Origin of the sequence: Streptomyces sp. NBC_00576, assembly GCF_036345175.1 — a bacterium.
In the GTDB taxonomy this organism is placed as follows: domain Bacteria; phylum Actinomycetota; class Actinomycetes; order Streptomycetales; family Streptomycetaceae; genus Streptomyces.
In genome coordinates this window covers 6,728,840-6,752,169 of record NZ_CP107780.1, presented here as the reverse complement: position 1 = coordinate 6,752,169, position 23,330 = coordinate 6,728,840, and the positions used below count along the sequence as shown (strand labels likewise).

General features: G+C 68.2%; 25 protein-coding genes and 1 pseudogene. 8 read left to right on the top strand and 18 right to left on the bottom strand.

What is annotated here, in order from left to right; all coding sequences use genetic code 11:
• Positions 1-85 precede the first annotated feature (85 nt).
• Both OG734_RS29360 and OG734_RS29355 read left to right on the top strand, forming a co-directional pair.
• Positions 86-592 carry a GNAT family N-acetyltransferase gene (locus OG734_RS29360; RefSeq protein WP_330290479.1) on the top strand — a complete coding sequence of 169 codons (507 nt, stop codon included), beginning with the start codon at positions 86-88 and terminating at the stop codon, positions 590-592.
• A gap of 133 nt (positions 593-725) precedes the next feature.
• A complete protein-coding gene (locus tag OG734_RS29355) occupies positions 726-1,037 on the top strand; it encodes a PASTA domain-containing protein (RefSeq protein ID WP_330290478.1) in 312 nt (103 codons plus the stop codon).
• Between the two features lie 88 nt (positions 1,038-1,125).
• Here the strand turns inward: OG734_RS29355 and OG734_RS29350 are convergent, their stop codons facing one another.
• The 4 genes from OG734_RS29350 to OG734_RS29335 form a co-directional block, all read right to left on the bottom strand.
• A complete protein-coding gene (locus OG734_RS29350) occupies positions 1,126-1,821 on the bottom strand; it encodes a demethylmenaquinone methyltransferase (RefSeq protein WP_330290477.1) in 696 nt (231 codons plus the stop codon).
• Between the two features lie 103 nt (positions 1,822-1,924).
• Positions 1,925-3,310: an acyltransferase family protein gene (locus tag OG734_RS29345; protein WP_330290476.1), complete on the bottom strand. Its 1,386-nt coding sequence runs from the start codon at positions 3,308-3,310 to the stop codon at positions 1,925-1,927.
• On the bottom strand, positions 3,310-5,769 hold the full coding sequence (locus OG734_RS29340; protein ID WP_330290475.1) for a bifunctional polysaccharide deacetylase/glycosyltransferase family 2 protein: 2,460 nt from the start codon (positions 5,767-5,769) through the stop codon (positions 3,310-3,312). Before OG734_RS29340 ends, OG734_RS29345 begins: the two co-directional genes overlap by 1 nt.
• Before the next feature lie 18 nt (positions 5,770-5,787).
• A complete protein-coding gene (locus OG734_RS29335; RefSeq protein ID WP_330290474.1) occupies positions 5,788-6,267 on the bottom strand; it encodes a hypothetical protein in 480 nt (159 codons plus the stop codon).
• Positions 6,268-6,549: 282 nt separating this feature from the next.
• Between OG734_RS29335 and OG734_RS29330 the strand changes: the two genes are divergently transcribed.
• On the top strand, positions 6,550-7,599 hold the full coding sequence (locus OG734_RS29330; RefSeq protein ID WP_330290473.1) for a chitinase: 1,050 nt from the start codon (positions 6,550-6,552) through the stop codon (positions 7,597-7,599).
• 113 nt (positions 7,600-7,712) lie between these two features.
• Here OG734_RS29330 and OG734_RS29325 read toward each other — a convergent pair whose 3' ends face one another.
• From OG734_RS29325 to OG734_RS29310, 4 genes are all read right to left on the bottom strand, one after another.
• Positions 7,713-8,162 carry an imidazolonepropionase-like domain-containing protein gene (locus OG734_RS29325; RefSeq protein WP_330290472.1) on the bottom strand — a complete coding sequence of 150 codons (450 nt, stop codon included), beginning with the start codon at positions 8,160-8,162 and terminating at the stop codon, positions 7,713-7,715.
• A gap of 7 nt (positions 8,163-8,169) precedes the next feature.
• Entirely contained in the window at positions 8,170-9,384 is a 1,215-nt protein-coding gene (gene mqnC / locus OG734_RS29320) for a cyclic dehypoxanthinyl futalosine synthase (RefSeq protein WP_330290471.1), read from the bottom strand.
• Positions 9,385-9,452: 68 nt separating this feature from the next.
• A complete protein-coding gene (locus OG734_RS29315; protein ID WP_330290470.1) occupies positions 9,453-10,274 on the bottom strand; it encodes a prepilin peptidase in 822 nt (273 codons plus the stop codon).
• 10 nt (positions 10,275-10,284) lie between these two features.
• Positions 10,285-13,389, bottom strand: a complete 3,105-nt coding sequence (locus tag OG734_RS29310) for a BTAD domain-containing putative transcriptional regulator (protein WP_330290469.1) — start codon at positions 13,387-13,389, stop codon at positions 10,285-10,287.
• Between the two features lie 333 nt (positions 13,390-13,722).
• Here OG734_RS29310 and OG734_RS29305 point away from each other — a divergent pair, with 333 nt between their 5' ends.
• Positions 13,723-14,379, top strand: a complete 657-nt coding sequence (locus OG734_RS29305) for a hypothetical protein (protein WP_330290468.1) — start codon at positions 13,723-13,725, stop codon at positions 14,377-14,379.
• Positions 14,379-15,458, top strand: coding sequence for a hypothetical protein (locus OG734_RS29300; protein ID WP_330290467.1), 1,080 nt, complete (start codon positions 14,379-14,381; stop codon positions 15,456-15,458). The genes OG734_RS29305 and OG734_RS29300 overlap by 1 nt, the downstream gene beginning before the upstream one ends.
• Before the next feature lie 34 nt (positions 15,459-15,492).
• Here OG734_RS29300 and OG734_RS29295 read toward each other — a convergent pair whose 3' ends face one another.
• On the bottom strand, positions 15,493-16,395 hold the full coding sequence (locus OG734_RS29295) for a hypothetical protein (protein WP_330290466.1): 903 nt from the start codon (positions 16,393-16,395) through the stop codon (positions 15,493-15,495).
• A gap of 40 nt (positions 16,396-16,435) precedes the next feature.
• Positions 16,436-16,876 carry an ATP-binding protein gene (locus OG734_RS29290; protein ID WP_330290465.1) on the bottom strand — a complete coding sequence of 147 codons (441 nt, stop codon included), beginning with the start codon at positions 16,874-16,876 and terminating at the stop codon, positions 16,436-16,438.
• Positions 16,877-17,113: 237 nt separating this feature from the next.
• Between OG734_RS29290 and OG734_RS29285 the strand changes: the two genes are divergently transcribed.
• Both OG734_RS29285 and OG734_RS29280 read left to right on the top strand, forming a co-directional pair.
• On the top strand, positions 17,114-17,965 hold the full coding sequence (locus tag OG734_RS29285) for a helix-turn-helix domain-containing protein (protein ID WP_330290464.1): 852 nt from the start codon (positions 17,114-17,116) through the stop codon (positions 17,963-17,965).
• Positions 17,966-17,975: 10 nt separating this feature from the next.
• Entirely contained in the window at positions 17,976-18,179 is a 204-nt protein-coding gene (locus tag OG734_RS29280) for a DUF397 domain-containing protein (protein WP_330290463.1), read from the top strand.
• A gap of 205 nt (positions 18,180-18,384) precedes the next feature.
• Here OG734_RS29280 and OG734_RS29275 read toward each other — a convergent pair whose 3' ends face one another.
• The 7 genes and pseudogenes from OG734_RS29275 to OG734_RS29245 form a co-directional block, all read right to left on the bottom strand.
• Positions 18,385-18,933, bottom strand: coding sequence for a hypothetical protein (locus OG734_RS29275; protein WP_330290462.1), 549 nt, complete (start codon positions 18,931-18,933; stop codon positions 18,385-18,387).
• 192 nt (positions 18,934-19,125) lie between these two features.
• On the bottom strand, positions 19,126-19,770 hold the full coding sequence (locus OG734_RS29270; protein ID WP_330290461.1) for a hypothetical protein: 645 nt from the start codon (positions 19,768-19,770) through the stop codon (positions 19,126-19,128).
• Between the two features lie 28 nt (positions 19,771-19,798).
• Positions 19,799-20,227, bottom strand: a complete 429-nt coding sequence (locus OG734_RS29265; protein WP_330290460.1) for a hypothetical protein — start codon at positions 20,225-20,227, stop codon at positions 19,799-19,801.
• A gap of 83 nt (positions 20,228-20,310) precedes the next feature.
• Positions 20,311-20,784: a hypothetical protein gene (locus OG734_RS29260; RefSeq protein ID WP_330290459.1), complete on the bottom strand. Its 474-nt coding sequence runs from the start codon at positions 20,782-20,784 to the stop codon at positions 20,311-20,313.
• Positions 20,785-20,802: 18 nt separating this feature from the next.
• On the bottom strand, positions 20,803-21,237 hold the full coding sequence (locus tag OG734_RS29255) for an SMI1/KNR4 family protein (protein WP_330290458.1): 435 nt from the start codon (positions 21,235-21,237) through the stop codon (positions 20,803-20,805).
• A 35-nt stretch (positions 21,238-21,272) separates the two neighbouring features.
• Positions 21,273-21,449: pseudogene (locus OG734_RS29250) on the bottom strand (transposase); the annotation flags it as partial.
• 53 nt (positions 21,450-21,502) lie between these two features.
• Positions 21,503-22,054, bottom strand: a complete 552-nt coding sequence (locus tag OG734_RS29245; RefSeq protein WP_330290457.1) for a hypothetical protein — start codon at positions 22,052-22,054, stop codon at positions 21,503-21,505.
• A 195-nt stretch (positions 22,055-22,249) separates the two neighbouring features.
• Between OG734_RS29245 and OG734_RS29240 the strand changes: the two genes are divergently transcribed.
• Complete coding sequence (locus OG734_RS29240; protein WP_330290456.1) at positions 22,250-22,462, top strand: hypothetical protein; 213 nt, start codon at positions 22,250-22,252, stop codon at positions 22,460-22,462.
• 107 nt (positions 22,463-22,569) lie between these two features.
• Here OG734_RS29240 and OG734_RS29235 read toward each other — a convergent pair whose 3' ends face one another.
• Positions 22,570-23,316, bottom strand: a complete 747-nt coding sequence (locus OG734_RS29235) for a hypothetical protein (protein ID WP_330290455.1) — start codon at positions 23,314-23,316, stop codon at positions 22,570-22,572.
• Positions 23,317-23,330 lie beyond the last annotated feature (14 nt).

Here is a 23,330-nt window from a genome sequence, read left to right as displayed (position 1 = left end):
AAGACTCTCAAATCTGCGTGCCGACCGGCACTGGACATGGGCAGTCTATTCAGCAGTACCGATCACCCGGCTGAAGGGCTGCCCCGTGGACCGAGCACTCCCCCCAGTACGCCTCCGTGTTCCCACCGACGAGGACGCCTTCGCCTGGCACCGCGTCTTCGACGACCCCGACGTCATGGAGTTCCACGGGGGCAGATCGGCGGAACTGTCCGTCTACGAGGAGCTCACCGCCCGCCAGCGCCGGCACGACGCCGAGTACGGGTTCTGCTTCTGGACCATGCTCGACGAGTCGGACCAGGTCATCGGCTTCACCGGCGCGCAACCGTGGCCGCAGGACTGGGGCCCCAAGGGGGAGATCGAGATCGGCTGGCGGCTCGGCCGGGCCCACTGGGGCCAGGGTTACGCCACCGCGGCAGCCGAGTTGACCCTGGAGCGGGTGCGCGCGGCGGGCGTGTCCGGCGTGGTCGCGATGGTCAACGCCCGCAACGAGCGGTCCATCGCGGTCACCCGACGGCTGGGCATGCGCCTCACCGACGTCTTCACGACGCCGACGCTGAAGCAGGAGGGGCACTGCTATCGGCTCGATCTATGACCGGGACTCATCACAGACAGTGACCGCCTGACGCGGAAAACCACTCAGCGCTTCCGGGCGGTGCGCGGCCGGGGTTACCCTGCCCGTACCGCTGGGGGTGAAGTCTGTGCGCATAACACCCAACACACCCGAAGTGCGCGTACCGAAGCTCGTCGGCCTGATGGCCGTGGACGCGCGTGAAAGGGCCAGGTCACACGGGGTGCTGCTGGCCGCGCCCGACCGGCCCGAATTCCATCTCACCGTCGTCGACTACGTCGTACGGCAGTATCCGCCGCCGGGCGTCGCGATACCGCACGGTGCCGTCGTCACCGTGTGGTTCGACTTCGGGGAGGGCGAAGGCGGCGGGGGCGCGGGGGTGCGCGAGCCGCGGTTCCCGCAGCCGCCCAGGGGTGGGCTGGAACGTGAACTCGAGCGGCCCGGAGACGCGTTCGAGGCGGTCAGGTGACCGGCAGGAACAGGGGAAGCGGGGAACGGGGAACGGGGGTAAGTGGCGGAACTGGGAGAACTGGGGAACAAGGGGAGGACAGGGACAGCTACTGCTGCTTGAAGCCGCGGTGCAGGGCCACCACGCCGCCCGTGAGGTTGCGCCAGGCCGTCTTCGACCAGCCCGCGTCGCGCAGCAGTTCGGCCAGGGCCGGCTGGTCGGGCCAGGCGCGGATGGACTCGGCGAGGTAGACGTACGCGTCGGGGTTCGAGGAGACCGCGCGGGCGACCGGGGGCAGGGCGCGCATCAGGTACTCCGTGTACACCGTGCGGAAGGGCGCCCACGTCGGGTGTGAGAACTCGCAGATCACGACCCGTCCGCCGGGGCGCGTGACCCGGTACAGCTCGCGCAGGGCCGCGCCGGTGTCCTGGACGTTGCGCAGTCCGAAGGAGATCGTCACCGCGTCGAAGGTGTCGTCCTTGAAGGGCAGCCTGGTGGCGTCGCCCGCCGTGAAGGGCAGCCAGGGGTGGTTGCGCTTGCCGACCCTGAGCATGCCGAGGGAGAAGTCGCAGGGGACGACGTACGCGCCTGTGCGGGCGAAGGGGAGGGAGGAGGTGGCCGTACCGGCGGCCAGGTCGAGGATCTTCTGCGCCGGGCGGGCGTCGACCGCCTTCGCGACCTCCTTGCGCCACACACGATCCTGGCCGAGAGACAGCACGTCGTTGGTGAGGTCGTACCGTTCCGCCACGTCGTCGAACATCGAGGCGACTTCGTGCGGCTGCTTGTTCAGGGATGCGCGGGTCACGTGCCCATTGTGGCAGTACGTACCTCAGGGCCCCCCAGCGGCACGGGCGCGGGCGGGTGTACTTGAGGCGCCCGCCCCGTCGGCACACCAGTCGGTCGGCCGGCTACGGCAGCAGTTTCGGTCTCTTCTTGCCGGCCACGTCCTCCACCCAGCCGCACAGCAGAACGAACACGGCGATCAGGATCCAGCCGATGCCGAACATGAACCACTGGCTCTCCAGCGGCAGGTACTTCTCGAAGGCCGGGACGTTCCAGAACTGGTCGATCAGCGGGACGGCCAGGATCAGGGCGATCTCGTGCCAGAGATAGAGCGTGACGGCGCGCGCGTTGAAGATCGTCACGATCCGGTCGAGCCGCTTGTAGCGGGTCAGCCCCGCGAAGTCGATCTCGAAGTGCGCCTTCGCGTACATCAGCAGCGTCACGAAGCCCGCCGACCAGAACGCCTGAGCGAGCGGGATGTCGTCGAGATCGTAGGAGCCCGTCTCGGCCTGGTGAGTGAAGGCGTACCAGCCGCCGAAGCCGATGGCGGCCAGGGAGAAGAGGACCACCAACGCCGGTTTGAGCCGTTGCAGTACGCCCTCCCGGTGCGCGAAGCCGAGGACCCAGCAGAAGAGGAAGGTGGCCAGGTCGGTGAGGCCGTTGCCGAAGCGGTTGTCCGGGGGCTCCCAGAGGTAGTGGAACACCACGATCGGGGCCAGGGAGAGGAGCAGTACGGCCACCGGGGCCAGGCGGAACGTCCGCAGCAGGAGCGGAGAGAGCAGGACGAACCAGAGATACGTGCGCAGGTACCAGAGGATCTCCCAGGCCTGCTGGCCCCAGGCGTTGCCCGGCGGGTCGCCGAGGGGCACGACCCAGAAGACGATCTGCCAGCCCGGCATCCAGTCGTGGATCATCATCGCGACGATCACGAAGAAGCCCCAGAACCAGAAGGGGGGCAGGAGGCGGCGGACCCGGCTCCTGATCACCTTGAGCGCGGGGCGTTCCAGGGACTTCGCCATCAGCGTGCCGGCGAGGGCGAACATGATCCCCATGGACGGGAACACCATGCCCGCCCAGGCCCAGCCGAACGTGTGGTAGGCGACGACACGCACGAGGGCGATGGCGCGCAGCGTGTCGAAGTAACGGTCGCGGCCTGCCGGTTTCTTCGCCTTCGGCGGGTTCGGGAGGTCTGTCTCCCTGGTGTCGTTGAGGTTCTCCTCGCCATCGACATCGCTATCGACATCGCTATCGCTATCGACATCGCCATCGACATCGACGTCGCCGAGGTTGGTGTCGTGGGTGGCGGCTTCCGGCTCCTCCACGTACCCCGGCACGTATTCCGGCGCGTACTCCGCCGCGTACTCCCGTTGCTCATAGGCGACTTGGCCGTAGTCGACGTACTGCTGGGGGTACGGCTCCTGCGGGTACGGCTGTTGCCCGTACTCGTAGCCGTAGTTGTCGCCGTTGGCATGGTTGTGGCCGTAGCCCTGCTGATCCGTCCCCCAGCTCATCAGCTCGCCCCCGCCGGGGTGCCGACCTCGCCTGTGCGCTTCAGTTTCTGCCAGCGCAGGCGGCCGCCGGTGAGAGCGGTGATGCAGGAGTGGATGAGGACGAGGTACATCATCTGGCGGTATGCCAGTTGCTGCAGCGGCATCATCAGCAGGTACCGGTACTGCTCGCGGTCCAGGCGGAACGCGTAGGCCGCGCAGACGAGTTGGATGCTCAGGACCGCCAACCAGGCCAGGATCGCCTCCTGGAAGTCGATGAAGATCATCGCGTAGACCGTGAAGACGTCGATCAGCGGGGCGAAGACCGGGGTGATGATCTGGAAGATGACCACCAACGGCATGCCCACGCGGCCGAAGCGGCCCGAAGGCCCCTTGTCCGTAAGGGACTTGCGGTGCTTCCAGAGTGCCTGCATCGTGCCGTACGACCAGCGGTAGCGCTGGCTCCACAGCTGCTTCAGCGAACCGGGCGCCTCCGTCCAGGCCTTGGCGTGCTCCTGATAGACGACCCGCCAGCCCGCGCGGTGCATCGCGATGGTGATGTCGGTGTCCTCGGCGAGCGTGTCCTCGCTCATGCCGCCGACGTCGAGGACCGCGTCGCGGCGGAACGCGCCGATCGCGCCGGGGATGGTCGGCATGCAGCGCAGCAGGTCGTACATGCGGCGGTCGAGGTTGAAGCCCATCACGTACTCGATGTGCTGCCAGGCGCCGATGATCGTGTTGCGGTTGCCGACCTTGGCGTTGCCCGCGACCGCGCCGACCTCGGGGTCGGCGAAGGGCTGCACGAGCTGGTGGACGGCGTCCGGTTCGAAAACGGTGTCGCCGTCCATCATCACGACGATGTCGTAACTGGCGCTGCGTACACCGTTGTTGAGGGCGGCCGGCTTGCCCGCGTTCTCCTGGCGGATGACCCGGACGTTCGTCATGCCGAAGGAGAGGGCCGCGTCGCGCGCGATCTGGGACGTGTTGTCGTCCGAGCCGTCGTCGACGACGATGATCTCGATCGGGTGGGTGCTCTTCGCCAGTGATTCAAGGGTGTTGGCGATGCACTCCTTCTCGTTGTACGCGGGCACGATCACGGTCACCGGCCGGGTGACCGTCGGTCCCCAGCTGAACTTCCCGCCCTTGCCGCCCTTGCCGCGTTTCCGGTTGCGTTGCCGGTAGTGGCGGCGCGCGAGGATCAGCATCATCCCGAACCGGCCCATGACGGCGAAGCCGACGACCGCCAGTCCGGTGGCCAGCCCCGGTACAGCCCATTCGGCGACGGCGACGGCCGCGATGAGGGCCTTGCCCTCGTAGAGGGTCGCGCCGGTGGCGGTGCGGTGGGCGGCCTGGAGGTTCGACGTTCCGCCGCCGCGTCCCGGGCCGTTGCCCTGCTGGCCGTTCCCCAACTGGCCGTTGCCCTGCTGCCCGTTGCCCTGCTGGCCGGTCGGCGCGCCGCCGGGCAGCTGGCCCTCGGCGGTGCCCGGAGCACCCGTGGCCGCGCTTGTGCCCGAGCCCGTGCCCGAGCCCGCAGTGGCACCCGTACCCGTACCCGTACTTGTTCCCGTGCCCGTACCGGTGGCCGTCTGCTGCGCGCTCGACTCCTGCTGCTGGATCGCGCCGCTGATGGTGGTGAAGGTGTAGCCCGCCGCCTTCATCTTCTTGATGTACGTCGGCAGCGCCTTGATCGTCTGCGAGCGCTCGCCGCCGGCGTCGTGGAAGAGCACCGAGGCGCCCTTGCCGTCCTCCGGCGTGGCCCACTTGATGATCTTCGAGACGCCGGGGCGCTTCCAGTCGTCGCTGTCGGTGTCGACGAAGACGCTGGTGTAGCCCTCCTCGCCGAGCTTCTTGTAGACGGGCCAGCTGTAGTTGTCGATGGCGTCCGCCTCCGACGAGTACGGCGCCCGGAACAGCGTCGTCGTGATGCCGGCCGCGCCCGCCAGCGCGAGCTGCGTCTGCTGCATCTCGCGGTTGACGCGGGCGTCGCTCTGGTAGGAGAGGTCGACGTGCGTGAAGGTGTGGATGCCGATCTCGTCGCCCTGTTCGACCATCGTCTGCACGATGCTCGGGTAGCGCGACACCATCGAGCCGACCACGAAGAACGTGCCGGGGACGTCGTATTCCTGAAGGATCTTGAGGACCTGGGGCGTCCAGGTGGGGTTCGGGCCGTCGTCGAAGGTGAGCGCGATGGTCTTCTCCGGCACGGACTGGGTCACGGCCTGCCCGTTGCGGAAGCTGAGGATCGGCCCGCCGTCGATGATCTTGTCGGGGACGTCGTTCGAGCTGGCCCCGGTACGTACGCGCTGGTCGCCGCCGACCTCCGCGCGCAGATAGCCGTCGAGCAGCATCACGCTGGTCAGCGCGAGCAGGAGCAGCAGGGCGAGGATGACTCGCGGTTTCTGCAGCGCGGCGGCCTTGCCGGCGGCCCGCTGCACCTTCGAGGGGGCGCGCCTGCGGCCGCGCGAGGTGGTCGTCGTAGTCATGTGGTGGCTGCGTTCCGGTCAGTTGGCGTCCGCGGAGGCGGACGCGGTGGCGGGCGCGGAGGCGGACGCGGAGGCGGACGCGGTCGGTGCCGAAGCGGGCGGCTCGCCCGTGGCGATGCCCGCCGACGGGGTGCCGGAGGGCCTGGCGGGCGGGGTGGCGGCTCCGGTGGGAAGGCCCGTCGGGGCTGCTCCGAAGCCGCCCTGCGGCTGCTGGTTGCTGCCCGGGCCCTGGTTGCCACGAGGCCCGTTGCCTCCGAAGGGCAGCAGTGAGGACGGAGTGAGCGACGTGCCCCAGCCCATGAAGGCCATGCCGAGCACGACGGCATACCCAAGACAGACGACACCGAGGAAGGTGCCGAACCGGCGGAGCAGCTTCGCCCGGCGGCCGGAGTTGTCGACGAACACGGGACCGTCCGCGGACCCGTCGGACCCCTTGCCGCTCTTACGGCGACGGCCGCGGCCGGCGGCTCGGTTTTCGATGGCAGGCTCGGAATGCATTCCCCGGACACTAGGAGGGCTTTATGTGACCGAAACTCTGATTCTCATGTGAGGCTCCCATGAGAAACTCCTTAACCTGTGCATCTTCTGAGAGATTCCCCGGAATCCTGCGCAACCCGCCCCCAATGGAAAGGAGTGGATTGTCCCGCTTACTTGCCCCTATTCACGCCCTTCACGGTGCGCTGTCCATGAACTCGCTGTGTGTTCACTGTCCTCATGAAGGACAGTCTCGTGTGAGACCTTTCCGCTCCGGATCCATTCATGAGAGCGGGTGCATGCGCGATGAGGCGTTTCCTGAGGTCGGCCGCCGGATTCACATGTCTGGTGACACTGGCCTGCGCCGGATGCTCAACGGGCGCGGACAGCGCCACGGACAGCGGCTCCGACGCCGCGTCCGAGGCCCCTTCCAAACAGGCCCGGGCGAGCGCCTCGCCCTCGGCGAGCACGGCCTCGACGACCGAGTTCGCCCCGTACGTCAGCGCCACCGACGCGTCGGACAACGACAGCGCCGGCTCACCGGCGACGTACAACCTGGCGTTCGTGATCTCGGACGGTACGACGTGTACGCCGAAGTGGAACGGTACGACGGCCATCGGCGACTCAGCCGTCAAGTCCCGCACAGCGAAGCTCACGGCGACCGGCGGCTCGGTCCGCGTCTCCTTCGGCGGCGCGTCCGGCAAGGAGCTGGCCGAGGTCTGCGACAGCGCGTCCACGCTGGCCAAGGCCTACGGCGCGGCCCTGGACGCCGCCGGTTCGACCCAGGCCGACTTCGACGTCGAGGGCGACACGCTCACCGACGCCGACTCCGTCGAGCTCCGTTCGAAGGCGATCGCACTGCTGCAGCAGGAGCGCACCGACCTGAGCGTCTCCTTCACCCTGCCCGTGATGCCGACCGGCCTCGACGACGACAGCGTGGCCCTGCTCGACTCGGCCAACAACAACTCCGTACAGGTGTCCACCGTCAACATCATGACGATGAACTACAGCAGCGAGCACACCGGCGACATGGGCGAGTACGCGCTCATCTCGGCCGCGGCGACGCATGATCAGCTCGCCGACATCTTCGGGCTGTCCGAGGAGGGGGCGTGGCAGGGGATGGCGTTGACGTCGATGATCGGTGTGAATGACGTCGACAATGAGACGTTCTCTTTGGCGGACGCGGCGGAGGTGCGGGCGTTCGCGGAGGAGAAGGGGGTTGCGTGGGTTTCTATGTGGTCGACATTTCGGGATCAGGAGTGTGAGGAGGGGGACGCGGAATCTGATGATGCGGCGACCAATTGCAGTGGGGTTTCTCAGGATGCGGGGGCTTTTGGGGTGGCGTTTTCGGGGTGAGAGGGGTTGTTTGTCGGGTGCAGGGCGGTGGGGGCTTGTCGCGCAGTTCCCCGCGCCCCTACGCCCCTAAAAGCAGGTCCGTTTCGCCCTGGCCCGGCACAGAAGCCAGACCCCTATCTGCGTCTATGGACCAGGCGTCCTGCGCAGACCGTCGCCACGCACTGCCCACCCTCGTCGAATACCGCCAGGTCGGCGCGCTCGCCTTCGACGAGGGTCGGAATCCGCGTCCGAGTGAGCACGGCGACATCGTTGCGGGCTGCCGCGGAGCGGAGGTCGGCTGAGGTGACGTACTCCTCCAGCACCGCCACCGCGCCCCCCTTCAGCACGGCATGCACGCGTTCGCGGGGCGTAGGGGCGTCCGGGAGTGGGCCCTCGTGGACGAGGCCGGGGCCGAGCACGCCCGGCCAGCGCCGGACCCGTGCCCCCGGGAATCGCTCCACCACCTCGGTGAGGAGGCCCACAGCGGCGACCCGGTTTCCGTCGACCGCGACGGCGCCGTCCTTCAGGGGCTTCTCCGAGTCCCAGGTGGTACGTACCTCGTCGGCGGCGTGAATCGTCAGCACGGGCGAGCTAGTTGGAAGCCAGGAGCTTCAACTCGGGGTGGGCCGTGCCGCCCTCGATCGCGGTGGACGAGATGTGGGACATGACGCGCTCGTCGACCGGGTCGTTCGCCGGGTCCTCGTGGACGACGATGTGCTCGTACGTCGTGGTCCGCTGGGCGGGGACGCGGCCCGCCTTGCGGATCAGGTCGATGATCTCCATACGGTTGGAGCGGTGCTTGGCACCCGCCGAGGAGACGACGTTCTCCTCCAGCATGATCGAGCCGAGGTCGTCCGCGCCGTAGTGCAGGGACAACTGGCCGGCCTCCTTGCCCGTGGTGAGCCACGAGCCCTGGATGTGGGCGATGTTGTCCATGAAGAGCCGGGCGATGGCGATCATGCGCAGGTACTCGAAGATCGTGGCCTGCGTACGGCCCTTGAGGTGGTTGTTCTCGGGCTGGTAGGTGTACGGGATGAAGGCGCGGAAGCCGCCCGTCCGGTCCTGTACGTCACGGATCATCCGCAGGTGCTCGATGCGCTCGGCGTTGGTCTCGCCGGTGCCCATGAGCATGGTGGACGTCGATTCGACGCCCAGCCCGTGCGCGGTCTCCATGATCTCCAGCCAGCGCTCGCCGGACTCCTTGAGGGGCGCGATGGCCTTGCGGGGGCGCGCGGGGAGGAGTTCCGCGCCGGCGCCGGCGAAGGAGTCGAGACCGGCCGCGTGGATACGGGTGATCGCCTCCTCGACCGAGACCTTCGAGATCCGGGCCATGTGCTCGACCTCGCTCGCCCCCAGGCTGTGGATGACGAGCTGCGGGAACTCGGCCCTGATCGCGGCGAAGTGCTTCTCGTAGTACTCGACGCCGTAGTCCGGGTGATGGCCGCCCTGGAACATGATCTGCGTGCCGCCGAGTTCGACGGTCTCCGCGCAGCGCCGCAGGATGTCTTCCAAGTCCCGGGTCCAGCCCTTGGCCGTGTCCTTGGGGGCGGCGTAGAAGGCGCAGAACTTGCACGCCGTGACGCACACGTTCGTGTAGTTGATGTTGCGCTCGATGATGTACGTCGCGATGTGCTCCGTACCCGCGTACCGGCGGCGGCGAACGGCGTCGGCGGCCGAGCCGAGCGCGTGCAGCGGGGCGTCGCGGTAGAGGACGAGCGCCTCTTCCGGGGTGATCCGCCCGCCTGCGGCGGCACGGTCGAGGACGGCTGTGACATCAAACGACAGATGGTCGGCGTTCTCGGTCACCGGGCGTCCCTTCGGAAGGCGTGTGGCGGACCGTTCCAGCCTACGTCAGTACCCTGCCAGGCCTCACGTCAGGCCGCGTACGCCCCGATCAGAAGCCCGACGAACGCGCCCGCGATCAGGAACGGCCCGAACGGGATGGACGTCCTGCGCCCGGCGCGCCGCGCGACGACCAGGGCCAGGCCGTACAGCCCTCCGAACAGGAATCCGGCGAACGTGCCGAGCACGACACTCCCCCAGCCGTACCAGCCCAGGACGGCCCCGAGCCCGAGGGCGAGCTTCACGTCGCCGAAGCCCATGCCGTTGGGGCTGATGAGGAAGAGCACGAAGTACGCGCCGCCCAGGAGCAGCGCTCCCAGCAGCGCGGTGAGCCAGTCGCCCGCGTGTTCGGGCAGCAGCGCGGCCACGCCCAGCAGGACGAGGGCGGCGGCGGCCAGCGGGAGGGTCAGCAGGTCGGGCAGCCGCTGCACCCGGAAGTCCACGACCGCGAGCAGTACCCCGACGGGCGCCAGCAGCAGCCAGGCCCCGAGCTCGGGCCGGGTACCGGTCGCGGCGGCGAGGGCGGCACAGACGAGCGCGGTGGCGAGGACGAGGAGGGGGGTGCTGGGCCCGTACGACGCGTTTCCGTCGGACGGCTGGCTTTCGTCGTACGAGGTACCGGTCGCGCCCGCCGCGAGGTGCCCGGCATCCGTCCGGTCCTTGGTGGCCGTACCGGCGCAGGTCGCGCACCGTGCCCGGCCCAGCCAGCCGCCGAGCGCGTGCCCTTGCGGGCAGCGGTCCCGCCAGGTCTCCTCGGGCGGGACGGAGAACCGGTAGGCGGCGCGCGGGACGAGCGTCCCGGCCGCCGCGCCCCAGAGGGCGGAGACGGCCACGATCAGCTGGTCGATGTTCATCCCGCAGCGCTCATCCCACGGCCGCGGTGCCGTCGCGCCACGTCGGCAGCAGTTCGTCGAGCAGGGCCTCGGTGCGCGGCGGCAGGCCGCGGGCGCCGCTGCGGTGGATCAGGTCGACGGCGACCTGGTGGAGCTTGTCCGTATCGCCGGTGGTGTGCGTGGCGCGCAGGAGTTCGTGCCACAGTCGCTCGTCGCCGGGGGCGGAGTTGAGTGCGGCGGTGAGCGCCTCGATGGCCCGCTCGGCGCGGTTCTTCACGAGGTGGAACTCGGAGAGCGCGAGCCCGATGTCCGCGACCAGGAGCGGGAGTTGGGCGTCGATGATCTCGTGCGTGAGCCAGCTGTAGCGGCCCTCGGGGCGGTCGGCGAGCAGTGGGCCGCGCACCAGCGCGAGCGCGTCGGTGAGCACCCGTCCGCGTACGACCCGGCTGTCGATGCCCCTGCCCTGCGTGGCCTCGTGGTAGAGGGAGCGCAGCACGTCCAGGTCGGACACGACCGACTTGGCGAGCGTGAGCCGCCCGTTGGCGTCGGTGGCCAGGCGGGGGGTGCCGTCGGGGTCGGTGCCGAGCCAGACGCGCAGCCGCTCGAGAAGCGCCTCGCGTACGTCGTCGGTGACACCGCGCGGCCAGAGCGCCGAGGCGAGTACACGCGGGTGCACACCTTCGCGGTGCAGCAACAGCAGTGCGAGCGCCTCGTGTTGGAGCGGGCTGCGCTCCCCGTCCGGGGTGTCGAGGCCGATGATCTCGTACGGGCCCACGAGCCGGGCGTACACCGCCGGCCGTCCCTGCTCGCTGATGTCGACGAGGAAGGGAGGTGTCGTCGCCGGCCCGTCCGGAGCGTGCTCGGGGTCGGCGGCGACGAACAGCTCGACGATCGCCCGCTGTTGGGCAACGGGCAGTACCTGGGCGTCGAGTTCGAGCCCGAGGAGGGGCGCGAGGAGCTTGCCCTCGCTGGTGATCTCCATCTCCCAGGCGGCACCGGGCAGATCACCGCTCTCGGTGCCGACGAGATATCCGATGCCCAACCGGCTTGCGTCGGCGGCGAGTTCGGCGAGCTTGACGGCATAGTCGGCGGAGGGCTCGGCGGCGAGGAGGACAAGGTGCGGGGCCCAACGGGTGTGCTGGGCGGGCCCGGTACGGCCGGTGAGGACCGAGTCCTGACCGGCGGCGCCGAGCGCACCGCGCCGCTGCCTGGTCTCGGCCTCCATCGTCTCGACGAGAGCCTCGATGTCATCGAGGTGGCGCAGCCGGTTGGGGGCGAGGGGGGTGAGGTCCTGGCCGAACCCGACGAGCGTGATGGTCATCCGGTCCGACCACCCGTTGGTCGCCAACTCGGCGGCGACGGAGGCGAATACGGCGGCCCGGTCGGACTCGCTGCCGCTCAGCGAGACGATGCCGGGCACGGACTCCAGGTTGAGCAGCAGGCGCGAGTCGTCCATGGTCCCGAGGCTGACGAGGCCCGGGTAGGGAGCGGCGGTGTCGACATCCTCGTACCGCTCGGCGTCGGTCCGGGACAGCAGCCAGAAGGTCTGGTCCTGCCCGAGCTGCCACGGGGCCGGAGGCTTCCCGGCGGGCTGCGCGAGCTGGAGGTGCAGGTCGCCGTTGCTGAGCCAGGCGGCGTAGACGGTGGGGAGCGGACGGGACTCTCCGGCGAGGGAGGCGGCGAGCCCGCGCAGCGACCGGTCGAGCAGGCGTACGCCTTCGGGGTCGGCGCCGATGAGGAGCGCGTCCTGGGCGTCGGCGGCGGCACCGGTCGGCGTGGGCGGCTCCATACCGCGCCGCCCGCCGACCGCACCGAGCGCCGACTGCCACAGGGCCTGACGGCGTCGGCGGCCGAGGGCGCCGAGGAGACCGGCGGCGAGAAGGGGGGCGCCGACGAGGGCTTCGGGGAGGCCGAAGGAGAAACCGGCGTCGGCTTCGGCGGAGGTCGCGGTCTCAGTGACCGCGTGCTGCTCGTGGAGTACGGCGGGGGTGGCCTGGGAGCCGGTCGCCGGGCGCTGCTGGGGCAGGCTGATGCGGGTGGTGTTGGTGTCGAGCGAGGCGGTGCCGCCCTGCTGTCCGCCGCCGGCTCCTTGGGCGTGGTCGCCGGTCTGGGCGTACTGGTTGATCTGCTGGGCGACCTGCGGGGTGACGGTGGAACCGGCGTCGGGAGCGGTGATGCCGGTGCCTGTGCCGGCGCTGGGCATCTCGACGAGGTCGCCGCCGCGGGCGTCGCCGGGCATCTGCATGATCCAGCCGGGCCGGATCAGACTGGCCTCGGACAGCCGCGAACCGTCCGGCTGCACACGGTCCTTGTTGAGCTGGTAGATCTCGCTGTACCGGCGCCCGTCGCCGAGGTGCCTCTGCGCTATCTCCCAGAGGGAGTCGTGGTGGCGGCCCTCGGGAGGCTGGATCCGGTAGTACTTCGTGTCACCGGCCTTGACCGACGGCCCTCCGACCTCCGCGTGACTGGCGGCATCCGCGGCCTGCTGGCCGAGCGCGGCGGCGGTGCTGGCCGCCTGCTCCTGCTGCTGCGCGAACATCCCGCTCAGCGAACCGCCGGGCGTGGCCTGCGCGGAGGCGACGGTGCCCCTCTGGTTGTCGTCATAGCTGTTCCCGAGCTGCGAGAGTCCGGGGGTGAGGGAGGCGGCCGTGGCTCCGACCAGCAGCAGCGCGGCGACGAGCTGCCGCGCGAGCAGCTGACTCGGCCCCGCCCCGGGCACCCGCCCCGGCATCCCGACACCGGACAGCGCGGCCTTCACCTCGACGAGCACGCAGGCCGTGAACTGGGCCCAGGCGATCCACACGATGACGCCCAGGACGCCGAGGAACGTGTTGACCGTGATTTCTTCCTGCAGCCAGTCCAGGGACGGCGACCCGTCCGGGAACGGCCAGCCGACAAACACGGCGAGCGCGTAGGGCACCGCGACGAGCAGACCGACGAGGGCGACGAACGCGAGAAACGCCTTGACGAAGTCACCGAAGGTGCGCCGCCGCCTGGGCAGAGGCTGCGGAGTCCGGTTCCTCGGCGCCGGCGAGCTTCCCGGCCCCGACGAACCTCCGGTCCGACTGCCCGTCCGGCTGCCCGACGGGTCTCCCGACGAGCTTCCCGTCCGGTTTGAAGTGCTGCGTCGCGGCATGGCGGGTGTCCTGGGTTCGTGTCGTGTGGGGTGGGAGGCAGATATGGGGGTGTGCTGAGCCTATCGGGATCTTATTTCGGGCGTGGAGGGCTGTGGAGGGCCGGGCGGAGGAGGGGGCGGCCGGGGGTACGGAACTCGTCCTTTATCGCCCACTTAGTTCGAGTTGGCGGCGAGCGGAACGGGCCGGCACCGCTCGACCTCCGGACCGTTCGCAAGCGCCACGACACACTCCTCACAGTCCCCACACAACCCCCTGACGGCACGCAAATGCCCTCTACGCACCCCTGATAGCTTCGTTCTCTGCCGTACACACCAACCCGGGGGAGATCAACCGTGGCCCGCCGCGCCCTGCCCGTCACCGTCGTCACGCTCACCGCGACAGCGGCCCTCCTGCTCACCGGCTGCGGCGGAGGTGGCGATGATTCGTCGCCGGACGACATCAAGGGGGCGGATTCGGGGGCGAGTAGTCCTTCGGCTCATGTCTCGGCTTCGGCTTCGGCGGCGTCTGGCGTCCAGCGCCCGGAGATCAGCATCCCCAGCAGTTTTCAGCTGACCTTCGCGAACTGGACAAGCAGCGACGCCGTCGAACAGGCCGTTCTCAACGACGGCAAGGAACAGCTTCGGGCGGGGTACTCGGCGATCATCGCCAACAACCCTGACAGCGAGGCCCTCGCCTTCTACGACACCAGGGCGGGTCTCTCCCAGGACCGCGAATGGATCAAGTCGTACACGGACAAGAACCTCGATGTCATAGGTGCACTCCCGGTGTTCGACCCCAAGGTCGCGCTCTTCGCCGAGAACACGAAGGCACAGCTCAGCTACTGCACGGACGAGAGCAAGGCAGCTACGAAGAACCGCGAGACGGGCAAGACCGAGAGCAACCCCGCGGGCACCGACCCCGAGGTGTTCTATACCGTCACGATGCAGAAGAGCCCGCAAGGCGTGTGGCAGTCCGTTTCCACCACGTCAAAGAGGGGCGGTTGCTCCTGATGACGTGGCGCAAGAGGGTCCTCACCGCGGCTCTTGTCTCGACGGTGACAGCGGCCCTCACCGCGACGTCAGCTCACGCTTTCGGCGGAGGAAACACCAAGGACGACACCCAGAGCAACACCCACGGTGGCGCCGACACCACCGGCAACTTGTCGGCCTCCGTCTCCAACATCCAGATCACCTACCCGAGTGGCGGGGGCGGCAACGGCAAGAAGGGCAGCCTCGGTACGGTCGACCCCAACTGGAAGCCTCCGGCGTGCTGGTACGAGCCCCAGTTCAACCCCGCGCAGCTCAAGAGGTTCGTGGACACGGACAGTGGCGGCGATGTCGGCATCCACGAGTCGTGGTGGGGCAAGGGGTTGTGGACCGACCACTACAAGGACGGCAAGCCGGCCGACAACTTCGATCTGCACTCCCCCACCAACAGCAGCGCCAAGGGCTACGAGAACTACAACCTCGGCAAGGACGGCTACTTCTGGCGTGGGGTCGCTCCTGACCCCAGCGACCCGGACTCGTGGAACTGCGGTCGCATCATGTTCTGGGTCGACGCGGGCGAGAAACCGAACGACCCGAACATGCCCACCCCGAAGACGCTTGCCGAGTACGCCTACGACAAGATCAAGGTCCCCGAGACCGAGGTCGAGCTGAAGCCGACGGCCAAGTCCACCGTCAACCTGCCCACCTGGGTCTGGCTGGACAAGGGCACCTTCCAGGAGGTCAAGGTCCGCGCCGAGCTCCCCAACACGGGCCTGTGGGCGGAGACGACAGCCAAGCCGGTCGCCCTCCACCTGGCCCCGGGGACGCCCGACGCCACCACCTACCCAGCCTCGGGCGACTGCACGATCAACAAGGACGGTTCGATCGGCACGCCGTACGCAGCGGGCAAGGCATCCGAGCCACCGCCGTGCGGGATCACGTACCTCCGCGCCACCGATGGCAGCCCGTACCAGCTGAAAGCCTCCGTCACCTGGGAGATCACCTGGCAGGGCAGCGACGGTACCGGGGGCAACCTCCCGAACGGCACGTTCGAGACGACGCAGGACATCAACGTCCAGGAGATCCAGTCGGTCAACCGCTGACGCGGATCACGTCCCGGCGGCCGGATCGGATCAGTCAGTCCGTTCCGCCGGCGAACAGGTCCTCCGCGTTCGTCGCGTTGACCGCTCGCTGGGCCCAGATGTCGAGCTGCCCCAGGTCGGAACAGGCCTCCACTCGGTCACGCACGGAGTCCGGAACCGTGATGCCGCGCCAGTCGAGGATCCGGAGGACCATCGATGCGCGTTCCTTCTCGATGCCCTCTTCTCGGCCCTCCTCTCGGCCCTCTTCCCGGACCTTCTCGGCGACCTCGTGCCGGAAGAAGTAGTTGACCGGCATCATCAGTTCCTTCCAGATCTGCTTGGCCTGGGCATCTCCCAGGCATGACTCGACGAACTGCGCGAGCATCCCCGCGCCTTCGGTGTCGGTGGTCTCCAGGGCCGCCGCCAGCGGTTTCAGTATGGCAGCGGCACCCGGGCCCTTACCATGCGTCATCGCGGAGAACGCGGCGAGGAACACATCCCGTTTGGCCTCGGCCTCGTCGGCGATGAGCGGCACGTTCTCCGGGCTCAGCACGAGCGGCCGTACGGTGAGCGAGTGCCAGCCGGGCAGGCCCAGACGGATCGGCCTCGCCGCCCACCGAGCCGTGGACCTGCTCTGGGTCAGGACGATCAGCACCGGCTCCCAGCGGTACTTCGCGTACAAGTAGCTGAGGTAATAGGCCCAGCTGCCCCGTTTCTCCTCGTCCCGCTTGCCCTGCGACTCGACGACCAAGAGGTACGTGCCCTCGTCCGTCTCCGCTCTCAGCAACGTGTCCACGCGGCGCTCGATCGGCTCGATCTCCGTCAGATCCGCGTTCAGCACCGCGAATTCACGCGGCTCAGGGATGGGAATGTGCAGCACACGCTGAAGGGTGCGCGTGAAACCCGCCGGGTCCTTCTGGCAGATCCGATGCAGGCCCTCATGCGACGAGCCGACCATCCGCTCTCCTTTCCATCGTCTGTTCGGTGCGATCAACGAGCTAGGCCGCGACGAGGTCACCCCACACGTACTTGCCCCTGACGCCGCTCCCGCTCAGCGGCTGCCAGCCCCACAGATCGGCGCACGAACTGACCAGCGCCAGGCCGCGCCCCTCCTCCAGGTGCGTGAGCTGCGTCAACACATCTGGCGAGGGCGGCGGTTGGGGCGGTTCGGGGTCGGCGTCCCACGCCCCGACCCGCAGGAAGCCGTCCCGCATCCGCAGGCGCAGGGCGACGGGGCCCTTGGTGTGGCGTACGGCGTTGCTGACCAGCTCCGTCGCGAGGAGTTCGGCGACGTCGGTGAGGCGGATCAGTCCGTGCATCGTGAGGATGAGGCGGACGGTACGGCGGCAGACGGTGACGGCGCGGAGGTCGTGGGGGATGTGGAGGACGTACTCCCAGGGTTCGTTCGCGGCGGGGGCGTTTCCTTCGGTTTCGGGCATGGGTTTGACTCCGTTGGTGGGGAGGGGAGTTGATCGGCCGCTGGGGGGGGCGGGCGGTGGCTGTGCCGCAGCCGTCATGGCAGGACGGGGCGGTGCGCTTCCGGGGTTCCGGTGATTCCGCAGCGTATGCGTCGCGTCACCGACGGTATGGCATGAATTTGTTCCACAGCAACCCGCTGGCGTACCCTGCCACTCGAACGGGGCGCGATTTGACGAGTGTTGAGAACAGGAGAACGTGTGCCGCCGAGGAGCCATCCCACCGCGCGACAAGTGCGCCTGGGGACAGAACTGCGCAAGCTGCGCGAGGCCGCGGGACTGAAAGCCCGCGAGGTGGCAGCGTTCCTCAACTCGACCTCGACCCAGATGAGTCAGGTTGAGGCAGGCATCGCGGGCGTCAGCAAGGACCGCATCCGCCGCCTGGCCGCCCACTACGGCTGCGCGGACGAGCCATTGATCGAGGCGTTGTCGACCATGGCCGTCGACCGCACACAAGGCTGGTGGGACGAGTACCGGGCAGTCCTGCCCCCGGTGAATCTGGACTTGGCCGAGGCGGAGCACCACGCGACGCACCTGCGTGAAGTCCTCATCACTTACGTACCCGGACTCCTCCAGACCCCGGACTACGCCCGAGCCCTCTTCGGATACATGCGCCCGGAGCTGCCCGAGAGCGAGCTGACGCCCCGAGTGGAATTCCGCATGGGGCGCCACACAGTCATCGAGGGCGACGGCCCCACCCCGTACGAGGCGATCATCCACGAGTTCGCCCTGCGCACCCGTGTGGCGGACCGTCAGGTCTCCCGGGCTCAACTCCGGCAGATCCTGGACCGGATCGAGCAGGGACACGTGACCGTGCGCGTCATCCCCACCGACCAGGACGGCTTCGGCGGCGCCGGCGCCTCGATGATGTACATGGGCGGTCCGGTACCCCAACTCGACACCGGGCTACGCGAAGGTGCCACTGACACGGTGTTCATTGACGCGGAACCCCAGCTGCGGACGCTTCGAACACTTTTCCGTAAGGTGGAGGAGGCGACGCTGGACCCCACAGCGTCCAGGGACTTCATCCACCACCTGTCGAAGGAACTGTGAGGCCCATCCGATGACTCAGGCCCTGAACTGGCAGAAGTCCACCTTCTCCGGCGGCGCGGAGGGCAACGCCTGCGTGGAGATAGCGGACCTGCGCATCCGAGTCGCGGTACGCGACTCCAAAGACCCGGCCCACGGCTCACTCACCTTCCCGCCCCGAGCCTTCGCCGCGTTCGTCAAGACACTCAAGGCCGACACTTCACACACGGCCACCTGACCTCAGGTTCGTTCAGGAGCGGCGTCCGTCTCCGAACTCCGCGATGAACGCCGTACGGCCTCGTGAATCCCGTACTCGCCGGCGAGCAGAGGAACGCTCCCTCACTCTCCCGCTGGACCAACCGGCAGGGGCCCAGTCAGGCGCGCAGCACACAGTTCCGTCTTCTGGTATTCCAGCCGTAGACCGTGGCTGAGGCGGTGTTGCCTCATACCCTCCGCGGCTTGCGGGGCTTGCTCCAGTCGCCCTGCGGTCGGTTTCGCGCCTGGGACAGGATCGCTGCGTCGAACTCTGCTTTGCCTGTCACCGCGCGCGGTTCGGGTTCGAGCACGGCCTCGGTCGATCGCCACGGGACAGCAGAGGCCCAGCCGACCAGGGGCATGGTCTCGTTGTAACGGGGGGCGAACTGCGCCGCGATGAGGGCCGGCATCTGATGGTTCAGGCCTCGCACGTGCTCGACGAACTCCTCGGGGAGAAGGACGTGGTGCGTCTCCACGTAGTGCGGGAAGTCCAGACGCCAGAGCCAGGTGCCATCCGTGACTGGTGATGAGCAGCCCAGGGAGTGGCGGTGTGCATTCCCGGTGACGACGTCGTGGCCCGCTTCCATGACGTCGATGAGGACGTGGCCGGCATCCAGGTAGGCCACCAAGTCCGCCTCGTCCGGCTCGCCGACAGGCTGGACGGCGTCGCGGATCGATCCGTTCGGCCGCCCAGGACGGTTGTCAAGTTCGTCATAGAAGCCCAGTAGTCCCAGCACCGAGTCTCCTTCGACGACGGGCCCCACTCCGCATGCCACAGCGTAGCCCCTGCCCGCCGGCGGCCTGACAGGCCGATCAGCGGACCGGTCCGCACGGTGGACGTCGGTGCTGGGTACGGAAGTTGGAGCCGTTGTCGGAGCCTGCTGGAGCACTCCGAAAGCCGTAGTCGAAGGGCGCCCCCAATGAAGGAATCAGGCGGCAGCGAACAGTTCCTCCAGTGCCTGGTCGTACTTCCGAAAGGCTGTTTTCCCGCTCTCCGGCGCGTTCGACTCGGGGCGGAGGATGCCCGGCAGATGGGCGACTCGCCACATCCTGAAGATGTCCACCGGGGCGCTGCCGCCCGTCGCGTCCGCCAAGTCCGCTGCGATTCCGAGGAGTTCAGCGACCTCCGACGCTCCGTGCCGGGGTTCCGTTCCGGTCGCGACGGCGGCCGTGATCAAGGCCTGCAGGAAGTGCGTCAGCTGCAGGTCCGCAGCCATCCGGCACATACGTCGCACCACAGGCGGTTCTTCAAGCTTTTCATGAGGCTGCACAACCCCTGTGACACCCGCCGACCACAGGAGCAGGAACGCCGCAGGCACCTCGTGGTCACGGAACCGGCCCAGCTCCTCGACTATCGCCATGGCCTCGTCGCTGAATCCGCAGACCGATCGGATGCCGGTGAGCAGTCGCTCCACGTCACCTTGTCTGCGCGCCAGAAAGTCACCCACCGAGACATCGGCAAGCTCCCAAGTACCCGTGGAGTTCACCGCACCGACTTCCACCACACCCCCGAGCGGACCGAACACCGCGCGGGCAAGCCTTGCTTCCGAAATGGGGGTGACCTGCTCGGACATTCCGTTCAGCCTCATATCCTCTCAGGTTCTACTCCGGGAGACCGTCCGAGAACGGCTCGGCACAATCTCCCCAACGGAACCCATAGCTTCCCTTCTCCTCGTCAAAGACGGCCCGCAACCCGCGATCGGGCAGGGCGAATTCTTGCCGTAGCCAGCCGTCCATGGCCAGGGCCGCCACTTCCGACCGGAAATGAGCGAGCGGGAACTCAAACGAAAGGACTCGGACGAACATTCCGCGAGGATTCCGGGAGATCAGATCGGGCGCATGGACCGCCAGACCGAAGGACAGCCAGGCCGCGTCCCGCCAGTTGACAACTTGGGGCAGCGAGAGGCGCACGTTTCGATCAACCAGCAGGAAGAATTCGTCACCAGCGCCAGGAGGGGTGCACTCAGCCGTCAGGTCGGCGGCGAGACCGCCGAGAGGGCTGCGGAGACGGTACTTGAAGGTGCTGTTCATGTTGTCTCGATCCTGGATCTTCAAGGGGTCGACGCAGACGGATGCCAAACACCCCTATAGCCGGCCGCATGCCCACATCTCCCTCAGGAGCGACGTCTACGCAGGCCCTTCCATGCGTCCTCGGCCGCGTACACGGACTCCAGCCGCCAGGTCTCCAGCTTGTCCAGCACCTTTGACACGACCTTCCACCACTTGAGCCACAGCGGCAGTTGCCGGAACGGCACGTAGTCGAGGGTGTCGTCGATGGCGAACCCCGCGATGCTCTTGCGGCCGGGGCCCTCCGCCCGCAGCGCGGCGTACAGCTCTGGTGTCAACTCGCCGTTGAGTCGGGCGGCGGTGCCCGCCGCGGTGAACGCGAACCCCCGCTGGTGACGGTCCGGCAACTGCATCGCTCTTACGATGCGTGGCGAGGCCTCGGCCAGAGAGCAGTTGAAGGCAAGCCCGATTGCGGCGGAGCCCAGTGAGTCCTCGCCGCGTTCGTATGCCGCGTCCCACTCGGCGGGGTCGTCAAAACGCAGCAGGCTTTCGTCGCCGTCCCAGTCCCACCCGGCCACCATGTCCGCCTCTCCCGTCAATTATCGGTACCAGTCTTCCCCGCCGCCGCTCCCCAGCGCGCTGCGCAAGTAGCTCCCCAGGCCGGCAGAAACAAAGTTGCGGCCGTCCGTTTCGTGATCCCAGACAAACACGTCGTCGCGTTCCGGTTTCCGCACGAAGGCGAACTGGTCTCCCCCGCCGTTGTCGCCGAAGAAGATGAGCGAGCCGAAGGGCATGTAAAGCTGCTCGAACTGTGTGTCGTTCCGAAAGTAGAGATTGTCGCTCAGGATGCGCTCGGCAGGCCAGACGACGTCGGTGCCGTACGCTCCGACCAATCCGTCCGTCTCCAGCAGGAAGCTGCGGAGGTCTTCAGGGAGTGACTGCCCGAGGGCCTCTTCGATGCGGTCGACGGCACTTGGTTCTGCGGGATCGCGCGGCTCCGCCGAGGTGAACTCTTCGACAATCTCACGCCACATTTCTTGGACCCATCTCCCTGCTTACGTTAACGCCATTATCGGACGCGCGGGTTGTCGGCGTAGATGGCCGTCATGCCGTCTTCGGAGAGGTAGCGGCGGGGGAAGGCGATCCATTCGTCGTGCATTTCGCTGAGCACGGCGGTGACCAGCCGTTCGAGGGCGGCCGGGTTGGGGAAGACCTGGACGACGTCGGTGCGGCGTTGGACGGCTCGGCGGTGGACTGGGGTACCCCCAGCCGCCCGGTCCTCCAAGCGTCACGGGCCGCCTACATCCCGCCGAGCATCTCGTCCTCGTCGAACCCGAGTTCGTCCTCGATGCCCAGTTCCTCCGCCGCATGCCACCTCAGCGGGGCAGGCCATGCGCTCGGCTCGCTCGTGGCGACGTCCCTCAAAAACCGGTTCGCCTCAGGGGTGCCGATCTCCCCGAGCGACTGGATCCCTTTGACGCACAGCGCGTACAGGGGCCCGTCGGAGCCCGTCCGCCCCTGTACGAGAGAGCTGATCGCCTCCACCGCTTCGGGGGCCCGCAGCTCGCCGAGCATGTCGACCAGGTCCTCCGCGTTCACACCCGGTACGCCTGACTCGAGCACCGACGCCAGGATCGGGGCAAGCTCGTCCGGATGCAGGTGCACCGCCACTCCCGCGAGCCGTTCGAACCTCCGCCAGTCTCCGCCGTCGGACAGGTTCCGTAGCCAGTCGAGAATGCGGGTGCGCGCCTCGGGCACCGCCACCGCCACCTCAGCGGCTCTCTCCCGGCCCACGTAACCACGGCCGACGACGATGTCGTCCGCACCCTCCAACAGTCTGTCGTCGGCCACACCGCAGAACCCTTCTCCTTGATCAACATCCGTTCAGGAACGGCGGCCTCGCAGTGCCCGCAAGGCGACCTCGACCAAGTACGTGGACTCCAGCCACCAGGTCTCCAGCTTGTCCCGCACCGTTGACGCGACCGTCTGCCACTTGAACCACGGCGGCAGATACCCGGAACAGCACGAAACGTCAGCGTGTCGTCGATGGCGGTCTCGGCGAGGCCGCGACGCCCCTCCGTACGCAGCGCGGCGTACAGCTCCGGGGTCAGCTCACCGTTGAGCCGCGCCGCGGTGCCCGCCGCGGTGAACGCGAACCCGCGCTGGCCGCCGTCCGGCAACTGCATCGCCCTGACAATCCGAGGCGACGCCTCCTCCAGCGAACACTGGAACGCCAACCCCACCGCCGTACCTAGGTGATCATCACCGCGCTCGAACGCGGCATCCCACTCGTCGGGATCATCGAGGCCCAGCAGCCTCTCGCCACTCTCTCAACCCCATTCGGACGCCATACCCGGCCTTCGTCCTTATCTGTCGTACAGCCTCGCGGTGGCGAACTCGACGAGTTCGTCCAGCCCTGTCTGCCGCGGTGTGCCGTTCTGGTTGTTCCACTCAGCGACGAACCACGCACCGTGCCATTCGGCACGCCACACATCGCCGTGCCGGTTCTCGAACTCGACGAAACTCCCGGTTCCGCCGTCCATCAGCCGAAGCTCCTCGACGAGGCGCGCCGGCTCGGTGAAGCCGCGGCCGGGGTTCGTGCTCTTGCCCCGGGTGCGCGTGTTGGCGTACCGCATCTTCAGGAAGGGGAGGGGGTCGCGGCCGAGATGGTTCAGGCGCAGCATGCGGTACCTGGTGATGGCCTCGTCGAGCGTTTCGTCGCCGGAGAACTCGCAGGCGTACGCCGGAAAGGTCAGCCGGACGTGCGGGGTCAGGTCCGGATTCTCCACGCGGTAGAAGCGGTGGACCTCGGGCGCGATACCCACCACCGCGTCGAAGCGGTGTCCGGCGGGCGGTTCGAAGCCGTCGAGCGCGCCCAGGAAAGAGTTGCGGGCGAAGATCGCGTCCTCGTGCTCACGGGCGAACCGAAGGGTGCCGACGGCCAGGTCCTGGTCGTAGGAGTCGCGGCCGCTCAGCTGGAGCAGCCGCTTCCCGTCGGCGGACAGCGCCCCCGCGAAGTCGATCCCGGGAGCCGGCGACCAGTGCCAGCTGTCGGGCAGACCGGGAAGCGGCTCCGCGCCATGGAAGCCCGTCACTACGGCGCGAATGTCCATGAATCCTCCGTCAT

What these genes read in the sequence shown, in the direction of transcription:
- OG734_RS29335 (WP_330290474.1), bottom strand. Translation starts at nt 6,267, where the DNA reads ATGCATTCCGAGCCTGCCATCGAAAACCGAGCCGCCGGCCGCGGCCGT.
- OG734_RS29295 (WP_330290466.1), bottom strand. Translation starts at nt 16,395, where the DNA reads ATGGTCGGCTCGTCGCATGAGGGCCTGCATCGGATCTGCCAGAAGGAC.
- OG734_RS29255 (WP_330290458.1), bottom strand. Translation starts at nt 21,237, where the DNA reads ATGTGGCGTGAGATTGTCGAAGAGTTCACCTCGGCGGAGCCGCGCGAT.
- OG734_RS29280 (WP_330290463.1), top strand. Translation starts at nt 17,976, where the DNA reads ATGACTCAGGCCCTGAACTGGCAGAAGTCCACCTTCTCCGGCGGCGCG.
- OG734_RS29240 (WP_330290456.1), top strand. Translation starts at nt 22,250, where the DNA reads ATGGCGGTCTCGGCGAGGCCGCGACGCCCCTCCGTACGCAGCGCGGCG.
- OG734_RS29315 (WP_330290470.1), bottom strand. Translation starts at nt 10,274, where the DNA reads ATGAACATCGACCAGCTGATCGTGGCCGTCTCCGCCCTCTGGGGCGCG.
- OG734_RS29260 (WP_330290459.1), bottom strand. Translation starts at nt 20,784, where the DNA reads ATGGTGGCCGGGTGGGACTGGGACGGCGACGAAAGCCTGCTGCGTTTT.
- OG734_RS29345 (WP_330290476.1), bottom strand. Translation starts at nt 3,310, where the DNA reads ATGAGCTGGGGGACGGATCAGCAGGGCTACGGCCACAACCATGCCAAC.
- OG734_RS29300 (WP_330290467.1), top strand. Translation starts at nt 14,379, where the DNA reads ATGACGTGGCGCAAGAGGGTCCTCACCGCGGCTCTTGTCTCGACGGTG.
- OG734_RS29310 (WP_330290469.1), bottom strand. Translation starts at nt 13,389, where the DNA reads ATGCCGCGACGCAGCACTTCAAACCGGACGGGAAGCTCGTCGGGAGAC.
- OG734_RS29270 (WP_330290461.1), bottom strand. Translation starts at nt 19,770, where the DNA reads ATGTCCGAGCAGGTCACCCCCATTTCGGAAGCAAGGCTTGCCCGCGCG.
- OG734_RS29235 (WP_330290455.1), bottom strand. Translation starts at nt 23,316, where the DNA reads ATGGACATTCGCGCCGTAGTGACGGGCTTCCATGGCGCGGAGCCGCTT.
- OG734_RS29330 (WP_330290473.1), top strand. Translation starts at nt 6,550, where the DNA reads ATGAGGCGTTTCCTGAGGTCGGCCGCCGGATTCACATGTCTGGTGACA.
- OG734_RS29340 (WP_330290475.1), bottom strand. Translation starts at nt 5,769, where the DNA reads ATGACTACGACGACCACCTCGCGCGGCCGCAGGCGCGCCCCCTCGAAG.
- OG734_RS29265 (WP_330290460.1), bottom strand. Translation starts at nt 20,227, where the DNA reads ATGAACAGCACCTTCAAGTACCGTCTCCGCAGCCCTCTCGGCGGTCTC.
- OG734_RS29290 (WP_330290465.1), bottom strand. Translation starts at nt 16,876, where the DNA reads ATGCCCGAAACCGAAGGAAACGCCCCCGCCGCGAACGAACCCTGGGAG.